This window comes from Microcoleus sp. MON1_C1, from assembly GCF_036701945.1.
Classification (GTDB): domain Bacteria; phylum Cyanobacteriota; class Cyanobacteriia; order Cyanobacteriales; family Microcoleaceae; genus Microcoleus.
Genome location: NZ_JAUBRO010000014.1, coordinates 31,052 through 49,410 on the forward strand (window position 1 = coordinate 31,052; position 18,359 = coordinate 49,410).

20 protein-coding genes, 1 tRNA gene and 1 pseudogene are annotated in these 18,359 nt (G+C 46.2%); 12 read left to right on the forward strand and 10 right to left on the reverse strand.

Translation table 11 applies throughout. From position 1 onward, the window contains the following. The 6 genes and pseudogenes from QUA62_RS10070 to QUA62_RS10095 all read right to left on the reverse strand — a co-directional run. The coding region (locus QUA62_RS10070) for a ribbon-helix-helix protein, CopG family (RefSeq protein WP_333403697.1) at positions 1–535 on the reverse strand (535 nt) is incomplete at its 3' end. Positions 536–754: 219 nt separating this feature from the next. Beyond that, positions 755–1,021, reverse strand: coding sequence for a hypothetical protein (locus QUA62_RS10075; protein WP_333403699.1), 267 nt, complete (start codon positions 1,019–1,021; stop codon positions 755–757). A gap of 25 nt (positions 1,022–1,046) precedes the next feature. Next, positions 1,047–1,121, reverse strand: a pseudogene (locus QUA62_RS10080) (phycoerythrobilin:ferredoxin oxidoreductase); the annotation flags it as partial. 74 nt (positions 1,122–1,195) lie between these two features. Beyond that, positions 1,196–1,411 carry a hypothetical protein gene (locus tag QUA62_RS10085; protein ID WP_333403701.1) on the reverse strand — a complete coding sequence of 72 codons (216 nt, stop codon included), beginning with the start codon at positions 1,409–1,411 and terminating at the stop codon, positions 1,196–1,198. 369 nt (positions 1,412–1,780) lie between these two features. Then, positions 1,781–2,437, reverse strand: coding sequence for a HEAT repeat domain-containing protein (locus QUA62_RS10090; RefSeq protein WP_333403703.1), 657 nt, complete (start codon positions 2,435–2,437; stop codon positions 1,781–1,783). 295 nt (positions 2,438–2,732) lie between these two features. Further along, a complete protein-coding gene (locus QUA62_RS10095; RefSeq protein WP_333403705.1) occupies positions 2,733–3,635 on the reverse strand; it encodes a phosphodiester glycosidase family protein in 903 nt (300 codons plus the stop codon). A gap of 74 nt (positions 3,636–3,709) precedes the next feature. Between QUA62_RS10095 and QUA62_RS10100 the strand changes: the two genes are divergently transcribed. From QUA62_RS10100 to QUA62_RS10115, 4 genes are all read left to right on the forward strand, one after another. Next, positions 3,710–4,516, forward strand: coding sequence for a pentapeptide repeat-containing protein (locus QUA62_RS10100; RefSeq protein ID WP_333403707.1), 807 nt, complete (start codon positions 3,710–3,712; stop codon positions 4,514–4,516). Positions 4,517–4,598: 82 nt separating this feature from the next. Next, positions 4,599–5,144 carry a HEAT repeat domain-containing protein gene (locus tag QUA62_RS10105; RefSeq protein WP_333403709.1) on the forward strand — a complete coding sequence of 182 codons (546 nt, stop codon included), beginning with the start codon at positions 4,599–4,601 and terminating at the stop codon, positions 5,142–5,144. Continuing rightward, positions 5,113–5,412: a type II toxin-antitoxin system HigB family toxin gene (locus QUA62_RS10110; RefSeq protein WP_333403711.1), complete on the forward strand. Its 300-nt coding sequence runs from the start codon at positions 5,113–5,115 to the stop codon at positions 5,410–5,412. The genes QUA62_RS10105 and QUA62_RS10110 overlap by 32 nt, the downstream gene beginning before the upstream one ends. Beyond that, the gene (locus tag QUA62_RS10115) at positions 5,396–5,794 is read left to right on the forward strand and encodes a transcriptional regulator (RefSeq protein ID WP_333403713.1); all 399 of its coding nucleotides are present in this window, start codon (positions 5,396–5,398) and stop codon (positions 5,792–5,794) included. The genes QUA62_RS10110 and QUA62_RS10115 overlap by 17 nt, the downstream gene beginning before the upstream one ends. A gap of 438 nt (positions 5,795–6,232) precedes the next feature. Here QUA62_RS10115 and QUA62_RS10120 read toward each other — a convergent pair. Next, positions 6,233–6,317, reverse strand: a tRNA-Ser gene (locus QUA62_RS10120). Between the two features lie 214 nt (positions 6,318–6,531). Here QUA62_RS10120 and QUA62_RS10125 point away from each other — a divergent pair. From QUA62_RS10125 to moeB, 8 genes are all read left to right on the forward strand, one after another. Continuing rightward, positions 6,532–6,900, forward strand: a complete 369-nt coding sequence (locus QUA62_RS10125) for a 2Fe-2S iron-sulfur cluster-binding protein (RefSeq protein WP_333403715.1) — start codon at positions 6,532–6,534, stop codon at positions 6,898–6,900. Positions 6,901–6,934: 34 nt separating this feature from the next. After that, the gene (locus QUA62_RS10130) at positions 6,935–7,450 is read left to right on the forward strand and encodes a thermonuclease family protein (protein ID WP_333403717.1); all 516 of its coding nucleotides are present in this window, start codon (positions 6,935–6,937) and stop codon (positions 7,448–7,450) included. A gap of 175 nt (positions 7,451–7,625) precedes the next feature. Next, positions 7,626–8,441: an inositol monophosphatase family protein gene (locus tag QUA62_RS10135; RefSeq protein WP_333403719.1), complete on the forward strand. Its 816-nt coding sequence runs from the start codon at positions 7,626–7,628 to the stop codon at positions 8,439–8,441. Positions 8,442–8,542: 101 nt separating this feature from the next. Then, on the forward strand, positions 8,543–9,463 hold the full coding sequence (locus QUA62_RS10140) for a tetratricopeptide repeat protein (RefSeq protein WP_333403721.1): 921 nt from the start codon (positions 8,543–8,545) through the stop codon (positions 9,461–9,463). Positions 9,464–9,920: 457 nt separating this feature from the next. Beyond that, complete coding sequence (locus tag QUA62_RS10145; protein WP_333403723.1) at positions 9,921–11,156, forward strand: ATP phosphoribosyltransferase regulatory subunit; 1,236 nt, start codon at positions 9,921–9,923, stop codon at positions 11,154–11,156. A gap of 144 nt (positions 11,157–11,300) precedes the next feature. Beyond that, positions 11,301–11,528 (forward strand): indolepyruvate ferredoxin oxidoreductase subunit alpha, encoded by a 228-nt coding sequence (locus tag QUA62_RS10150; protein ID WP_006635695.1) that lies wholly within the window; start codon positions 11,301–11,303, stop codon positions 11,526–11,528. 328 nt (positions 11,529–11,856) lie between these two features. Further along, positions 11,857–12,336, forward strand: a complete 480-nt coding sequence (locus QUA62_RS10155) for a M67 family metallopeptidase (protein WP_333403725.1) — start codon at positions 11,857–11,859, stop codon at positions 12,334–12,336. A 79-nt stretch (positions 12,337–12,415) separates the two neighbouring features. After that, complete coding sequence (moeB, locus tag QUA62_RS10160) at positions 12,416–13,588, forward strand: molybdopterin-synthase adenylyltransferase MoeB (protein WP_006635692.1); 1,173 nt, start codon at positions 12,416–12,418, stop codon at positions 13,586–13,588. A 47-nt stretch (positions 13,589–13,635) separates the two neighbouring features. Here the strand turns inward: moeB and QUA62_RS10165 are convergent, their stop codons facing one another. From QUA62_RS10165 to QUA62_RS10175, 3 genes are all read right to left on the reverse strand, one after another. Then, positions 13,636–15,192, reverse strand: coding sequence for a hypothetical protein (locus QUA62_RS10165; RefSeq protein ID WP_333403727.1), 1,557 nt, complete (start codon positions 15,190–15,192; stop codon positions 13,636–13,638). Between the two features lie 31 nt (positions 15,193–15,223). Then, positions 15,224–15,544, reverse strand: coding sequence for a hypothetical protein (locus QUA62_RS10170; protein WP_333403729.1), 321 nt, complete (start codon positions 15,542–15,544; stop codon positions 15,224–15,226). 254 nt (positions 15,545–15,798) lie between these two features. After that, positions 15,799–18,359 (reverse strand): CHAT domain-containing protein (locus QUA62_RS10175; RefSeq protein WP_333403731.1); only part of this gene is annotated, 2,561 nt, incomplete at its 5' end.

Genomic DNA, 18,359 nt, shown 5'->3' on the forward strand with positions numbered 1-18,359 from the left:
CGGTAGCTAATTGCTGCTGCAAAGAAGCGATCGAACTTTCGCGTTCACTCAACTGCTGCTGTAAACTTTCGTAACTTGACTTGGCTACTGTTTCCTGCAATTGGCTTTCGAGATTTTGCTTTTCGGTAGCTAATTGCTGCTGCAAAGAAGCGATCGAACTTTCGCGTTCACTCAACTGCTGCTGTAAACTTTCGTAACTTTCTTGCAGCGGATTTGGCTTTACACTCACCGAGTCCGATAGAGTTTCTGCCGTTACAGCGTCATTAATTTCGCTTTCTTCGGCTGTTTCCCCTTGCAAGTCGGGGGTCTCTACCTGCGTTTCTTCACCTTTTTTCCAAGTGACAGTAACTTCCGTCTTGTCCTTAGAAATATCCAGAGCGCCTTGTGCCAAGCGTTCTAGGAGTTCCGACCTTGATATTCCTAGCTTTCGAGCGATCACGTTTAATCGATCGGCACTAGAAGAAGTCAGCGAAAGTCCGACTTTGACTTTACTCTCTGAATTGGAACTAACTACATTGCGATTTTTTTTGACCATTGGCATTTTCCTCATGCCAACCTACACTTATTAGTGTAGTGGCTGAAGCTTCTATTAAAATTAATTCTTGTTACTTACCAATTGTGCCAGCTTCCGTTCCCAATTGAACAAAAATCCTTGAATATACTCTTGCGTCCATTCCTCGCCGTAGAACCACTTAAACATTCCCTCGGCCGAGTTTTTTTAGGCACGATACCGCAGATAGCACAGTTGAGCTTGTCAGATACTATCTAACTTTGTGCCCGATGTCACCGATTCGGCGCGATCGACCAAATCCAAATCACCCGCCACATAGTCTTTGAACGCTGCAAAAACGCGAGTTTCCACAACTTCCGTTTCCTTGGCGCGAGTGCACAGAAACGGCCACGAGAAAAACTGCTTCGCTTCCTCTGGAAAGCCGCCACCCCAGGGAAGGTGCGGTTGATGAGCTTGAAAAATATGTTTGATGCCCAGTACACTTAGCCTGGTAGTGAGCGTCGCCGCCAAACAGAGGCTGCATATCCAAAGTAATTAAATGGCAACCCGGCAGCGTTACCAAATCCGCGCCAAAAAACGGCAAATCAAAGTTAAGATGCGGGAATATCACAAAATTGAGAACTTGCAAGCTGCCGTCTTAACGTGAGCCACCCCAAACTGCTGCAAATTCGGGGATGCAAAAGCCTAACTGGTAGTTACGATTTCCTGAGTTTGTTTTTTTCCTTTCCCGACTGTAGCTTCCTTGAGCTCAAACCCTTGTGGAATCGGGTAATACTGTAAGTCTAACCAATTTTTAATTTTAGCGATCGCCGCATCTAAAAAAGGCTGAGCAAGAATGATATCAACCTGTAGATTAGAGATTTTACCTCCTAAATCTACAGGTTGATAGTAAAAAATCAAGTTTTTTTCTTGTCTCTTTGAGATTTGAGATTTGAGATTTTACCTACTCAATCGAGAGGTTTGTAGTCATGACTAAATTTATTACGGCGAACTTGTTTTTTTGAGAAATATATGTAAACTTAGTGGTCATCGCGAGTTCGCGGTTACAGCTAAAGGCACAGCATCTTCAAACAAAAATTTCTCAACAAATTTCTCAGCCCTTTCGTGACCGAAATAACTGCTAAACAATCCCGAAGCCTGCTCTCTGTCTGCACTGTATCCGTAACATTGATAAATTGGGGATGGGCAGCGCGATCCGGCTAATCTAGGGGCGGGTTTAAGAGTTTAAGAGCAGCTACCAATGTCTGCTCGATCTTGTAAGCCCTTGTTTTACAGCGAAGCTTCCAAAGTCGCACCTGCAACCCGATGATCTCGATCTTTTGCCAAATAGCTCACAGCAGCGCGAGCTTGAGGATTGTCAAATTTGCTCAGCGCGCGAGCAACTCGCAGCCGAATTCCCCAGTAATCCGCGCTCACAAGAGGTAATAATTGCTGCAAAGCCTCTTCTTGCTTCTGAGTATTGGCCAGCAGACCAAATCCGTCAATTGCTACTTCCTGAACTGGTACATCTTCGCCGCGAAGACCGATCGCACAAATTTCAAATATTGCATCAGGACACTGCATTTCGTACAGCGGAGCCATGATACTGCGGCGGACGAGCCAATTGTCATCGCGGCGAAAAGCTTCGACTAAATGAGAAATTGCCTCGGTTCCGAACCTTGACAAAGAGTTAGCGGCTTCTGCTCGCACGTTCGGATCGCGATCGAACTGCATCATTTTTAACAGCGCCGCAAAAGCTTCCGCAGTTTGAATCTGCCGCAATCCCATCGCCACGAACGATCGCACCATAAACTCGCGATCGTCCACTTTGCTCAGCAACATCGGTAGCGCCACCGCAGAATCGCACTTTCTCAGAGCCGTTACCCCCCGCAGCCTGTCTTGAGAATCCGAACTTTGCAGCGCTGCTTGGATTTCGCTAATTTTCATAAGCCAATTATATATTTTTGTTACTTTTCTTTACAATTTTAGCAATTATTCCCGGAGTTTGGGCAGATTTAAAAAAAATTCACTGCTGAATCAGAAATTTTGTGGGTATTTAAGCGAGCTTTTGTATTAGTAATGAAGGCAATCAGTACCCTATTTATTTGAGTAGGCGGAGGCATCCTTTATTTTTTTAAATAGGTTTTAACAGCCGATTTTTTACAAGCAGCGGCTTGGGCGGAGTGCAGAATAGAATCATTTTTAACCCCATTTTTCAAAGATAAAAGTGCCATTAAAAAACCTAATTATCCCGCGCATAAAATCCTAAATGATTGGAAACTGGACGTTCTTGCATGGGAATTTTATTCTGAATCGGAGCATTCAACAGTTTCGCTCCTGACGGCGATGCTACTGCAAAACTTACCGACCCGCCGCCATCTAAATTTAGCACTGTCTCGGCTCCCAACTGCATCGAAATATCAGTTATTTCGCTCAATTTCAGCCCTTCACTGTAAAGCCTCTGCTTGCCGTCTACCAGAATTAACCACAACTTGTCGCCTGTTTTGTCGATCGCCGCAACGGCACGGGGATAGGGTTTATCCTGTTTGCGTTCTTCCTGACTTTGTGCTAGGGGTTGACCATTTTTCACCAGCAAAGTATCTCCGGCAACTGCATAGGCTGTTCCCGCAGGACAAGTGCCGTTTTCGATTATTTGAGCACGGTTTTTGGCATCAAAACAAAGGGCGGGAAAGCCTGGATCTGGTTGAGAATAAGCTTGGCTTTTGGCAATGGCGTGTCCGACATTATTTACTCGATCGCCACTGCGGGGATAGTAATCCCAAGGTGTTTTCTCGATGCAGGGATAAAAAAAATTGCCGTTGACTGCTAATTGCAATTTAAATTCTTTCAGGAATTCAGTAGCGGTGCGGGCATTGGTTTCTGTTAAATCGGGTGTTGGGTTTCCGGGAGTGACAAAAATTCCTATTCCCGGCGCTTTTAGGTCGATGCTAACAATGTGAATTAGGGTGGGACGCGGATTAGTCCGAAATTCCCTGCGGTAGTCTATTCCTTGAAAGAGCGATCGGGCTTCGTTGGTTTGTTCGGGACGCAAAAAGTAGGGAATGTTGTAGAGTAGTATTGGTGCGAGCAATATTCCGAGACCGAGAATATGCCAAATTTGTTTGAGAGTGGGTCGATCAGTCATACCATTTTAGATTTGAGATGGGGGACGGGAACACTGACAGATTTATTATATATTTTCCAGCATCCTGTACTAATATGAAGTATTCGGATTCCAATAATTTTAGCAATCAAATTTTACGAAATCGATCGTTCCAAGGACAAGTTCTTAACGGTGCTGATTTCAGCGGTGCGGATGTTCGAGGCTGCAATTTTAGAAATGCTCAGTTAGCGGGTGCGAATTTTCTAGGTGCAAAAATCGGGCTTTCTCGGCGACAGATTGCTGTTTTGAGTGCTGGGGCGATCGCGATTTGTTTGGTTGTGGGCGATGTTCTGACTCGACTGATTTTGGGAGTTCAAGGACAAATATCGGACTCTCGCAGTTGGCCTTTTGTTCTGTTGCTGTACGGGGTTTTGAGCGCTGCTGGTTTCGCTTCGGCGATCGCCAGCAAACAGCCAAAAACCTCAGCGGGTAGATTGGCACGAACCATTTCTGCTATTCTATCAGGAGCTTTGTTGGGATTTTTCTATGCTGGCACTGCAACTAATAATAATTCCCAGGCTGCTCTTGCTGGAATGGCGCTCGGCGGGGTGTTAATGTTTTTTGTGAGTTCCCGGATTCGCGGCCAATTTGCACAGGTGGCGATCGCATCGGCAGGAAGTGTGGCGACTTACGCAGCGGCTTTTTTGTTCAGTGCAACGGCGAGCGCTTTTCTGAGCACTCAAAACCTGTTTTGCGGTATGTGTTTCGGTTTGCTGTCGCTGCTATATCTTTGGTTTGCGTTTGTGTCTTTCTCGGCTATTGTTCGAGAGATTGGAAATGCTGAGGGTACTTCGTTCACAGGGGCAAATCTCGCTGATGCTAAGTTCGATAGAAATTACCTCTATCTAAAATCTAAAATTTAAAATCTAAAATTACCTGACTGATATTCAAACAGCAATTAATCCAGCAGAAAGCGACGCTTTGCTGCAAACGGTGAGGGAGCAAATGGCCCTCGCAACTTTCAATCCCAACGACAGCGAACTGCTCAAAAAGAGGGTCGAATGTATGGGAGATTCGCAGGGAATGGTGAGGCTGAGTTTAGCCAAAACTCTCGGCTCAATTGGCAAACCTGCAACTCCTTTTTTGCTGGTAGCTCTAGCACATCACCCCAACCCTGTCGTGCGTAGAGCCTCTGCTAAAACGCTGACTCTGATTTGCGAGGATCTCGCCCCAACCACGCTGCTAGAAGCTTTTTTACACGATGAGGATCAAGTCGGGAGAGGAAGAGTGGGATTAAAGACAAAGCCTGCGGTTTCCAACCGCGCCTACACAGACAAAACCCACTTGGAGTGCGTTAAAGAATTTTTACTCGATCGGGCCTTGACATTTTCCTCTCAAAATGAGAGTATAAGCAGAGTAGCCAAGCAAAGTCAAGCGAAAAACGAACGTAAACAAAAGGAAACAAAGGGAAACAAAGGGAAAGTTATGCACAAGAAAATAACAAATAAAAGAAAAACTCATGCACTTAATCTCGATCCGCAACCTCCGTAAAGATGCTGCCCAGTATCCCGATGTCAAAAATCAAATTGATAGCTGGAACGCAACTGTCAAGCAAGCAGAATGGCAGAATTTGGAGGATGTTCGCAAGATTTACCGGGATGCCGAAGCCGTAGGAAACTTCACCGTCTTTAATATCAAAGGCAACGAATATCGCCTGATTGTCGGCATCAACTACGAGGAGCAAACTATTTTCTACAAATATTTCCTAACCCACGCTGAATACGACAAAGACAAATGGAAAAATGATACTTACTTTTGATGGAGCCAGTTATAGCAAATTGCTTGCAGAAATTGCTCCTAGGGCGATCGAAACCGAAGAGGAATACGATCGCCTCCTGGCTGTGGCAGAACGGCTAACGTTCGCTAAAAACCTCACTCCAGAGGAGAGAGCTTTATACAAGTTGTTAGTCACGCTGATTGAAGTTTATGAGACGGAAAATTATCCGATCGACAAATCGGAGCCTCATGAAATTTTGCAACACATCATGGAATCCAGCGGCACCCGTCAAGCGGACTTGGTAGGTATCATTGGATCGAGCGGTGTGGTGTCTGAGGTTGTGAATGGGAAAAGAGCGATTAGCAAGGCACAAGCTAAGGCACTAGGCGATTATTTTAAAATCTCACCTAGCTTGTTCATTTAATTTGGAAATTGGGCATGGGAAATTGGGCATTGGGAATAGGGCATTGGTTATTTGTGATTAGAAAAACTACTAACCAGTAACCACTAACTATTACCCATGCCCGATGCCCGATGCCCATGCCAGAGGCATCTGACCCTTGGGCGTTGCTGAATTAAGGTATGATTAGTTCAAAGATAAATTTGGAAAAAACAATTAAGTGACGCTCCTAGACCATATCGCTGGCGATTGGTGTAGGAGCGGCACTATGGTTTTCTACTATTGGCATTATATGGGGGCGTTTATTGTCGGCGGATCGCCCTAAATTACACTCCAACATTGAAAAGCGAGATCCCTTGGTTTTTCTAAAAGAATTCAAGGGATCTCGCTCTAATCAAAGTATTTATCTCATATCAGAGATTTTTTTTGCAAGCTGTTTTTTTGCCTAAACAGCTTGTTTAACGGAGAGGGAGGGATTCGAACCCTCGTTAAGTTGCCCTAAACACACTTTCCAGGCGTGCGCCTTCAACCGCTCGGCCACCTCTCCAGGGCTAAATTCATTCATTTAGCCACAGCTAAACTATATTAGCAGAACAAATCTGATTTGGGAAGGGGTAACGACATAAATTTGCTGTTTAATATGGGTAGGGTGTGAAACGGGCAGGCTTGGGTTCTCCTCCCGGGGTCGCAAACCCATTCATTTCAAGGATCTTGCCCCGCCAACGCCAATCTAAAATCTAAAATCTAAAATCTAAAATTCCATGACTAACTCTTACACAATTAAAATTCATAACAGACAGACAGGCGATCGCCACACCGTGCGAGTACCCGAAGACCGCTACATCCTCCAAAGCGCCGAAAACCAAGGAGTAGAATTGCCCTTTTCCTGTCGCAACGGCGCTTGTACCGCCTGTGCGGTGCGCGTCAAGTCGGGGGAACTGTACCAGCCAGAAGCAATGGGGCTTTCTGTGGAACTGCAAAAAGAAGGTTATGCCCTGCTGTGCGTCAGCTATCCCCGTTCCAACATCGAGGTAGAGACGCAAGACGAAGACGAAGTGTACGAACTGCAATTCGGCCGTTACTTCGGCAAAGGTAAAGTTAGAGCAGGTTTGCCGTTGGATGAAGAATAAGGCAACTTGATAAATTATCAACTACCAATTATCCATGCTTTATCGGTTATGTGCGATCGCCCTTTGTCTGTTGCTAGCTAGCTGCCAAAAACCAGAAATTCCCCAAGGTACGATCGCCAAAGTAGAAAGGGCCATCAGCGGCCAAACAATCGAAGTTATCAGTACAGCCGACAAAATAGCCTTATTAGAACAAATCAGGCTGATTGGTATTGATGCGCCGGATTTAAAACAGCAGCCTTGGGGAGAAGCAGCCAAACAAAGACTAGAACAGCTAATTGGGGGAAAACAGGTATTGTTAGAATCCGACATCCAAGAGAAAGACCAGTTCGATCGCAAACTAGCCTACTTGTGGCAAGATAAAATTTTGCTCAACGAACAGCTAATCAAAGAAGGTTATGCCCTGGCATCAGTGCGATCGCCCAACACCAAATATCAGCAGCGCCTCGTGAACGCTCAAGAATGGGCGAGACTCATGGGTAAAGGCCTGTGGAATCCAGAACGAGCCTTGCGCCAAACTCCCGCAGAATTTCGCCAGCAAAATCGGAAATAATCATGAGTCATTAGTCATTAGTCAAGGACTAAAAACTCCTCAGTTATAACTAATAACTAATGAGCAATGATTTCATTCTTCCCTCTTCCTTCTTCCCTCTTCCTTCTTCCTTCTTCCTTCTTCCCTCTTCCTTCGTGTCCTTCGCGTCTTCGCGGTTCGTACTTCCCTCTTCCTAATGACTGACACTCAACTGCAAAACTTCTTAGAAATAGCCACCGAAGCAGCCCTAGCCGCCGGTTCCGTCCTGAAATCTTTCTGCGGAAAATTAGAAAAAATTCAAGAAAAAGGTCGCTCGGGCGATTTAGTAACAGAAGCCGACAAAGCCTCAGAAGCCGTCATCTTAGAAATTCTCGGTCGCCACGTACCCGACCACGCCATCCTCGCCGAAGAATCCGGCAAATTAGGGGATGCAACTAGCAAATACCTGTGGGCGATCGACCCTTTGGACGGTACCACCAATTATGCTCATCAATATCCTTTTTGGGCCGTGTCGATCGGACTTTTAATCGACGGCATACCACAAATTGGAGTAATTTACGACCCTTTTCATAACGAATTGTTTCGGGCAGGCAAAGGATTGGGAGCAACCTGCAACCGTTCGCCGATCGAAGTTTCCCAAATCTCAGAATTGAGAACCAGCTTGCTAGTCACCGGCTTTGCATACGATCGGCGCGAAACAGCAGACAATAACTATGCCGAATTCTGTCACCTCACCCACCTCACCCAAGGCGTGCGGCGCAGCGGTTCCGCCTCCCTAGACCTCGCGCACCTGGCGATGGGGCGATCGGACGGATACTGGGAACGGGGACTCGCCCCTTGGGACGTAGCAGCAGGTGTAGTCATCGTCTCCGAAGCCGGAGGTCAAATTACAGCTTATGACGGTAGTGCCTTTGAGATGAACTCGGGTCGGATTTTGGCCACAAACGGCAAAATACACGCCGAACTCAGCGGCGCACTGCTAGCCGTTCCTCCCTTATCTTCTTGGAAGTAGCGCCCCCCAGCAATAGATCGGGGGTAGTACGGGGGTCACAACCCCTTGACTCAAGCTACATTAAAGAATAGTGAAAAGCCAGGAAAGGAAGAGTAAAAGTTATGTCTTTTGAAATGACAAAAGGGCTGTTCAAGTATGACTTTACGGATCAGCACGCAATTTTGGGAATTCCCTTAGACGCCGAGTTTAACGACATCCGCAAGCGCTACATGAAAATCGCCCGCCGCTTGCATTCGGATACTTGCTCTTTTGAAAGCCAAGCCGATAAAGATTGGGCTAACCAATTTTTGTCAAAAGTAGTCAATCCGGCTTACAACAAATTCTCCAAGGAAAGCGATCGCAAAGAATACAGCCTGCTATTAGCAGCCATCGGCAAGCGCGTCGTTAAAGAACAGGCGAAAATGCAAATTGAAAGCGAAGCAGCCAAACAGTTAGCTACCGCTCAAAATTGGGAAGAAGCTTACAAAACAGCAGTTAGCAAACTCGCTCTCAAGCAGTACGAATCAGTTAAGGAAACGCAAGAGGCGATAAATCAAATTAGCGAACTTAACATGGTTTACCTGCTGCGAAAAGAGCGTGGCATTGCAACCCCGCCGCCACCACCCCCAACCGACGATAAACGGCTAAAAAAAACAGACCCCCCAACCCCAACCCCAACCCCAACCCCAACCCCAATTCAAGTAACGCAGCCGCGCCCAGACTCGCCGGCCGAACCCTATTGCCGCCGAGCTCAAGGATTCATGGACAGCAAAAGTTACGCCAAAGCAATTTTAGAGTTGAAAGAAGGGGTGAAACGCGATCCGAAATACAGCAAGGCTCACGCTATGTTAGCAATGTGTTACGTTGAACAAAATCAAGCCACAATGGCAAAACTTGAGATGAACAAAGCTTTGGCATCAAATCCTGAAGAACCGACGGCTTTAGAGGTTAAGAAAAAGCTGGAACAAGCTTCCGCAAAGGCCAAAAAAGGTGATGATAAACCAGGATTTTTTGCAAGTTTGTTTGGCGGGAAGAAGAAGTAAGAAGTTGTGAGTTGTGAGTCAGGAATATTTAGAAATTGGTAAACTGCTCAGCAGTGAAGTGATCTCGCTCTAAACAATCAAGACTGGGTGAGATCACATCCGATCGCAGTCGGAATTATACCGTCAATATGAGCGTCCCGCGATCGCGGGTGCTCCAGAAAGAGCGGGACGCTTGCACTGACCGGGAAAATGATTATTCCCATGCAAACCAAAACGCTATCACGCCTTAATTTGTTAAAGTCGAAGGTTAAGCTTGCCTGATTCGACTTTAACCGCGTTCCCTAAAGCTAAGCTTCTAAGCCCAATCTAAAATCTAAAATCTAAAATCTAAAATTGATATGACACCTTAATTTGTTAAAGTCGAATGTTAAGCTTGCCTGGTTCGACTTTAACACCGTCCATAAAGCTAAGCTTCTGGGCCCAATCTAAAATCTAAAGTCTAAAATCTAAAATTGATATGGTTCACCAACCCCCATCCGGTGCAAGAGATTTATTGCCCCTTGACGTTGCTCAAAAAATTTCGATCGAACGGCGCTTGCAGCAGGTTTTTCACCGCTGGGGCTACCACCGGATTATTACCTCTACTCTAGAAAGGCTGGAGACATTGATGGCTGGGGGTGCGATCGACCGATCGACCTTAATTCAACTGCAAGACGCCGAGGATGGAGAACTTGGTTTGCGGCCGGAATTGACAGCATCCATCGCCCGGGCGGCTGCAATGCGGATGGCCGGGACTCGCTGGCAGCCTCAGCGCCTCTACTACAATGCTAACGTGTTCCGCAAAGGCCCAGATACTGGCTCAGGCGGGCAACAGGAGTTCTATCAAGCTGGCGTAGAGCTCCTAGGCGCGGGGGGGGCGGTTGCAGATGCGGAAGTGCTGCTGCTGCTGTCTGAGTGCTTGCAGAGCTTGGAAATTGATGACTGGCATTTGGTTTTGGGAGAAGCGGGCTTGACTGCAACATTGCTAGAACAGTTTCCGCCAAACGTGCGCCAAAAAGTTCGGGGGGCGATCGCCAATCTCGATCGAATTGCCTTGGAAACTTTGCCGCTGTCAACCGAATTGCGAGAAAGAGCTCTGCTGTTATTTGACTTGCGCGGCCGCCCAGAAGAGGTGTTGCCAATTGTTGCCAAGCTGGATTTAGATTTGCCGCAGCAAGCCGCGTTAAACAATCTCAAATCGGCGATCGAATTGCTGCACCAATGCCAGTCAAAAATTCCCAATCTAAAATCTCACATTCACCTCGATTTGAGTTTAATTCAAACATTTGACTACTACACTGGAATTGTGTTTGAAGTTGTCAGCAGCAGCAAGACAGGACAGCGAGTTTTAGGACAAGGGGGACGCTACGACCAACTGTTGGGACTGTTCGACCCGCAAGGGCAAAATTCCCCCGGCATCGGGTTTTGTCTGAATATTGAAGATTTGCACCAAGTTTTGCTGACAGAGGGGCAATTGCCCAGCCAGACGCCAGCTAGCGACTGGTTGGTTGTGGCTCAAACTCCTGAAGCTAGTGCAGCCGCGTTTGCTTACGCTCGCAAACTCCGAGACTCTACTCACCTAGTTCGGGTGGAAATAGATTTAGAGAGTTGGGAGACAGCAGAGTCGGCGCGGGAATACGCGCGCGATCGACGAATTGCTCAAATTGCTTGGGTAAATGCCGAAGGATTGCCAACAATTGAAACGGTAAATTAGGCTAATTGGTAATTGGTAATTAGTAGTTGGTAATTGGTTAAAAATCACCCGATATGATATTATGTATCCTGCTGATTCAGAGAAGGTTTTGCCAATTACTAATTGCTAATTCCCTATCTACCTAAAATGTTTTGAGAGAACACTATGGCACACACTATTGTTACGAATATTTGCGAGGGAATTGCTGATTGCGTTGGCGCTTGTCCGGTTGCTTGCATTCATCCCGGCCCTGGCAAAAATGTCAAGGGTACTGATTGGTTTTGGATTGATTTTGATACCTGCATTGACTGCGGCATTTGTTTGCAGGTTTGTCCTGTCGAAGGTGCGATCGTTCCAGATGAGCGACCTGAGTTGCAGCAAACTCCCTCTTAATTGCAACTTGATTGCAATTGAGGGCTAAATAGCTACATTAACTAAGGGGTAAGGTGCGCGACCGGGCGCACCCTACAGTAACTTTTTTATGAACCGCAGAGGGCGCAGAGGACACAGAGAATAGGAGTGAGAAATAGTGGAAAAATCTAACGTTTAGATATCTAAGTGCAGGTAATTAATGAGGTTACTTTTGTGAGTTCTTTCTCTTCCCTTATCTTGTCTTCATACCCTTAGGGAACGGCTTCGCCGAACGTGTCCTTCGCGTCTTCGCGGTTCGTTTAAAAAAAAGCCCGATCGCACTTTACAAAACAATCTACAATAAAATCCTATGCAGCCGATCGCACTTTCCGACTCTCATATTTTATCCATGCGTACCCACGCCGAAAGCGCTTATCCTGAAGAATGCTGCGGTTTGTTGCTCGGTCGAGTTACTGGCGGTGTTAAAACTTTGGTAGAAGTTTGGGCGACTGACAATGCTTGGAGTGCTGAGGCTGAGGAGAATTGGCCTGAACAAAAAGGATTGACAGAAAGACGCAGATATGCTATTAAGCCCGAAGATATGTTGCGGGCGATGAAACATGGGCGCGATCGCACTCTGGATATTATCGGTATATATCATTCTCACACGGATTGTCCCGCAGTGCCCTCAGAGTGCGATCGGACATTGGCCTGGGCCGAATACTCTTACATCATTGTGTCCGTCCGACAAGGCTGTTCGGAAGACCTCCGCAGTTGGAGTCTTGACGGAGAGGGGAACTTTCAAGCAGAGGAAATTCGCCTAGTGGAACCGACTGAGATTAAGAAATAATTAGTAAAAATAACAAACACGCAAAAATGCGAAAGATTCAGATAGGATGTAATTCAAAATCTGCGCTACACACAATATCATGCTAAATCCTAATCTGGACGAGATCCAGCTCAACAAACAAGAATACGAACGCTACTCTCGCCACCTGATCCTGCCAGAAGTTGGATTGGAAGGGCAAAAGCGTCTCAAAGCTGCCAGCGTGCTCTGCATCGGTACGGGAGGCCTCGGTTCGCCGCTGCTGCTGTATTTAGCAGCCGCCGGTGTTGGCCGCATTGGGATTGTAGACTTTGATGTTGTAGACCATTCTAATTTGCAGCGGCAAGTAATTCACGGCACTTCTTGGGTTGGGAAACCGAAGATTGAGTCGGCTAAAAATCGGATTTTAGAAATTAATCCTTTTTGCCAAGTTGATTTGTACGAAACTCGCGTTAGTTCGGAAAATGCGATCGACATTGCCACTCCTTACGATATCATTATCGACGGCACGGACAATTTCCCGACTCGCTATTTGATGAACGACGTTTGCGTGCTTTTAAACAAGCCCAACGTCTACGGTTCTATCTTCCGATTTGAAGGGCAAGCAACAGTTTTCAACTACGAAGGCGGCCCGAATTACCGCGATTTGTACCCAGAACCCCCGCCTCCTGGGATGGTTCCTTCTTGTGCAGAAGGCGGCGTTTTAGGCGTTTTGTGCGGAGTTGTCGGTTCTATCCAAGCAACGGAAGCTATCAAGATTATCTTGGGTCAAGGCACTACTTTGAGCGGCAGACTGTTGCTTTACAATGCCTTAGATATGACGTTCCGGCAATTGAAACTGCGGCCGAATCCAGTACGCCCAGTAATTGAAAAGTTAATCGATTACGAAGAATTCTGCGGCATTCCTCAATCAAAAGCGCAGGAAGCAAGTCAGCAAACGCAAATTCCTGAGATGACTGTCGCAGAACTTAAAGAGTTAATCGACAGCGGTGCGAAGGATTTTGTATTGTTAGATGTTCGCAATCCCAACGAGTATCAAATTTGTCAAATTCCTGGGTCGGTTCTGGTTCCTTTGCCGGATATCGAACACGGCGCAGGTGTCGCTAAGGTCAAGGAATTGTTGAACGGCCACCGCTTGATTGCACACTGCAAAATGGGCGGACGTTCTGCGAAGGCTTTGGGGATTTTGAAGGAAGCTGGAATTGAGGGGATTAATGTTAAGGGCGGGATTACTGCTTGGAGTGAAGAAGTAGACCCATCTGTACCTCAATATTAAGCTCAATCTTTTTCTGGGGCGGGTGATTTGCCCGCCCGGAACCGGGATTATGGCGGCGGCAACTGTTTATTTCTACTTAGTAGATTCTTGAACTTACCTAGTAGATTCTTGAACTTGGCACTCCACATAACCAAAAGCGAAACCCCAAACCCCGCACCGATACTAATCAACAATACGAAGGCAAAAGAATTAATTCCCACCTTCAGGAAAGGCAAAGGCAAAGCAACTATTTGATTCGGCGGGTCTTGTGTAATTAAATAAGGAGAACTGCCAGCCACTACCCCGGCTACTCCCAAACCAAAGCCGACAGCTTGAAGCGTTACCTCTAGTTTCGCATCCCGATAAGCTTCTTCGATCGCCACAATAGCTCTAATTGCCTCGGTTGCTTGGTCTAGCAAGCCCGAACCGTGTTTGAAATAGCCTAAATCTGCTTGAATCTGCCTTTGAAACTGCGGGCAAGTTTCTTTACTGAATGCTGCGAGGAAACTTAAATCGGCATCACTATCATCGTACTTTTTAGCTGCTTTGATGTCAAGACTTATTTTATTTAATTTATCTTGGTAATTTTGGGCGTGAATGGCGATCGTATTTTGGCGAAACTCCAAATCAATTAGCATCCGGGAATACTTCACAGCCCGAGGTGGCATCTCAATCATCTGACGTTTAAGATGTTCTAATTCCTCCTCCTTTAAACCCGCACCTTTCGATTGCCTTTGCTGAGCTTGATCTCGCTGCAAATACTTAAAAGTTTTGTCAATCGCCAGTTCAATTTGTCTGTATTCCTCGCGAGTCACCTGGTAAAGCTTGCGGCTGTCGTGATAAGCGCGAAAAATCTTATTTCGGTATAAAAACAAATCCATAAAATCGCTGTACCGCGTCTCATCCCAGATTTCATCAGTTGCGGAACTGTTGAAAAACCAGATAATAATGTGACAGTAACTATCGGGCTGACTCGGATTACGATACTCCAAAATCGGACTGGCGAATAACTCGCCTTGACGGTAAAAATCCGGCAGATTTTGACCAGAAATCAACTTTTCCAGACACTGTTTGCCTAAAGCTTGGAGAAACTGTGAATCTGCCCGCGCCGCCTGATTTTGTTCGACACTCAGCCAAGCTGTAAGCAGCAGAGTTTGCCCGAAATAACTCTGCACGAAATCCGGCAGCAAGCAGTTATCTGGATTAAACTCCTTGAAGATGCTAACATCGACAGCAGGTGTTTTAATGCCGTTAAGTTTTTCAGGGACAAAAATTTTTAAACCCAGGGCATAGCTGTCATCCATTCGCAGCGGTAGGGCAAAACCCTTGAGAGTAATTGGCTGATTTTCAACCGAAATCTCCTTAGCAAAGGCAAGGGAATTACGGTTTCCAACAACTTGTTTATTAATCAGGTTAACTCGCCAGCCGACAGGTTCCTCTTTTTTGTGCAAATAGCTGTCATTAAATTTTGTAGTGACTGCTAATTTAGTTTGCAAAATCTCATCGCACTTCTGCCACAAACTGGCGAACTCCACAGGGGAATTAGACTCGGATTCTAGGGCTTTGCAGAGGTGAAAGGCAAATAAATAAACGTTGGGGGCATAGATTTTGCTACTTGGAGTCATTGCTGGTATCTGATTGATTATTTGCTGCGATTTATTGAAGCTTTTTGTAGCTATCTTCAATGCTGGTACGCAGAGTTTGAGTGATATTGGTTAGTGGCGGTGTTGTACTTGGGGTGGGTTCGCCCGCATCGTCGAAATCTTTCCGCAGCAGACTCTCTCTTAATTTCTCTCCCAATCCATTCTTGCCACACCACTTGCTGATAGTAAAAGCAATGGGAAACAATTCATCATCTGCGGATTCTGCTATTTCTTCCTTTAATTGGGGTAAATTTTTCCATGCTGTAGGCGTGAAGATACCCGGATTTTCGTGCAGCCATTTGAGAAAGATAGTGATAACTTTGTCAGGTTCCATTGTAATTACTCCCGTGATGAAAAGATATAAATTTGTGGGGGCAGCTTTCAGTAACAATAATTGCCTGAAATCGACAATCTCTCAAACCGGCCCCCACGCAACGAAAAATCATGACCTACATTTTAACATTTGATGCAAATTTCAGGTTGATGTGGGTTATTGGTGGGGTGGGGGCGGGTTTATGTAGATTGTTGGTCATCGTTATATATTGTTTGTAAAACCCGCCCATACAAAATTATGATGGCACGCCTAACTTAATATCCCGTCGCACAGAATGCCGCCCAATATTTCGGATCGCGGAACGGCTGTTCCTCACTCGAAGATATTAACCACAATTCCACACTCTGTCTAGATTTTTTATCTAAATTTAACAATTCTACCCAAACTCGAAAATCCTCAATACTCACGCCGCGCATCCAGTTTTGCGCCGCATTCAAAGCGACTGCTACTGAATCTGCATCCGGCAATTCTTGATAAAATTTAATCATCAAAATTGCAGTGGCAAAATCATCGACAGCCCACAGACTGCTGACAACATTCATGCTACCCGCATACAAAAAACCGCTGGGTAAACCAATGTATTCATCCGTCATTGCGGTTGAGTCGGTTAACCCGGTTTCGCAGGCGGAAAGTGTGACGAGACTGCACTGCGGTAACTGCAAATCGGCAAAGATTTCTCGCAGGGTGAGGCATCTTTCTGGGATGGCTTTTCTGCCGCTGCGTAGGGTGACATAGCGCTGTTTTTCATGGGGCTGATTTGACTCTGGGGGCGGGGGTGAGGTTTGCGGTTCCAGGGAATCGGCTAAGACTAGGGATGACAGCAGCGGATTGTCAAAGTTGAATACGCCGTGACAGGAAAAGTGCAGGTAGCTGGTGTTTGAGAGGTTTTCTCTGTTGTCGTTGAGGGCGGTTTTTGTGGCTTGTTTTTTGAGTAAAATTTGATGGGGATTGAATCGGGCTTTGATGGTTTCTACTTCCATGTCGGCGTTGAATAAATCTTCGGTGGGATTCTGGAGGGCAAATAGTTGTTGCTGATGTGGTGGGGTGGATTTTCTGGTGGTGAGGCGATTTTTTACGAGTTCCAGCAGTTGCAAGCTGGGGCTGTATTTCACGCCGGCGGGGAAGCAGTCTAACAAGTACCTCGTAGGGGCGGTGCCCCCGTGCCCGCCCTCTGAGGTGAATGGTAAGGCGTGGAGGGGGAATAAGTGCAGGTAACGGTGGGGTACTAGGATTAGTTGTTTGCAGTTGGGGGATATGTGGGCGATTATCTCGTTTAGTCGCAGGATTTCTGAGAGTTTTTGGAGTTTTTGGGATAGGGTATTGTGCCAGGTTTGGTTGGTTTTTTTGTCGCGGTATTCGTCGAGATAGTTGTTTTTCCAGGTTTCTAATTCGGCTATTTCGGTTGTGGTATATGTGACTGGCTTTATGCTGTCGCGGGTGAGGATAAATGCAGATCCGCCCCAGCTATCCTCGGAGTTGGAGTTATTGCCGATGTACCATTCTATGATTGCTGTTTCAGTGTCTAAGGTTTGTTGGAATTTGGTGATGTTGATGGGTTGGACTTTTTGAGTTAGGGAGAATTCTGGTTCTCGCTGTTTTATCTGTTCCAGCAGTTGTGTTAGTTGCTGTAAGGTTGTTTCTAATTTGGCTTTTTGTTGTTGGAAATATTCGGGGCTGAGGCTGCGGGTTTGGGTTGTGCGTTGTGAGGGAGAGTCTTCGGGAACCCCCCCCGGCCTCCCCTTGGTAAGGGGGGGAGAAAGAGGGGGAGGAGATGGGGTTTCTGTTTCTAGCAGTTGTTGGGAGGCGGCGATTTGGCGGCGCAGGTTTTGGAGTTGCTGTTTCTCAGTGTCGGTGGCTGTTTTGGGGTAGATTTCGCTGTTGGTGAAGAGTTCGACTAGGTAGCGGGATTTGCTGCGTTCTACGGTTTGGACTGCTTTGTGATATTGTTGGTGGTTGATGCAGGATTGCATCATTTTTTCGTAGATGTTGAGGTTTTCTTCGATGATTTCTCGTTTGCGGTTGTCGGATGTTATCCACTCGCGGCTTTGTTCGACTGCTTCGATGGCTTTTTCGTAGCCGAAGATGGCTGTTTCCCACAAGCTTTCGGCAAATCCTAAATTGCCTAAGTTTCGCCCTGTTTGCAGACAGTCAAGGGGTAAGGTGGTAGGAGTGCGAAATTCTAAAGCTTCTTTATGACATTTAATCGCCCTTTCTAAATTATCACCCCTGTCTCCCTTGATTCTGTTACTGTAAGCAAGTGCCAAATTATTTTGAGTCTTTGCCCAATCTTGGGGAAAAGCTGGGCGGGTGTAAACTTGTAAAGCTGCTTCATAAAGTGCGATCGCCCTTTCGATATTCTCACCCCCTTCTCCCTTGATTCTCTCACCGTAAGCAATTGCCAAATTATTTTGAGTCGTCGCCCAATCTTGGGGAAAAGCAGGACGGGTACTAACTTGTAAAGCGGCTTCATAAAATGCGATCGCCTTTTCGATATTCTCACCCCGTTCTCCCTTGATTCTGTTACTGTAAGCAAGTGCCAAATTATTTTGAGTCTGAGCCCAATCTTGAGGAAAAGCATCGCGGGTACGAACTTGTAAAGCTGCTTGATAAAATGCGATCGCCCTTTCGATATTCTCACCCCGTTCTCCCTTGATTCTCTCACTGTAAGCATTTGCCAAATTATTTTGAGTCGTCGCCCAATCTTGGGGAAAAGCATCGCGGGTACGAACTTGTAAAGCTGCTTCAAAAAATGCGATCGCCTTTTCGATATTCTCACCCCGTTCTCCTTTGATTCTGTTACGGTAAGCTTCTCCCA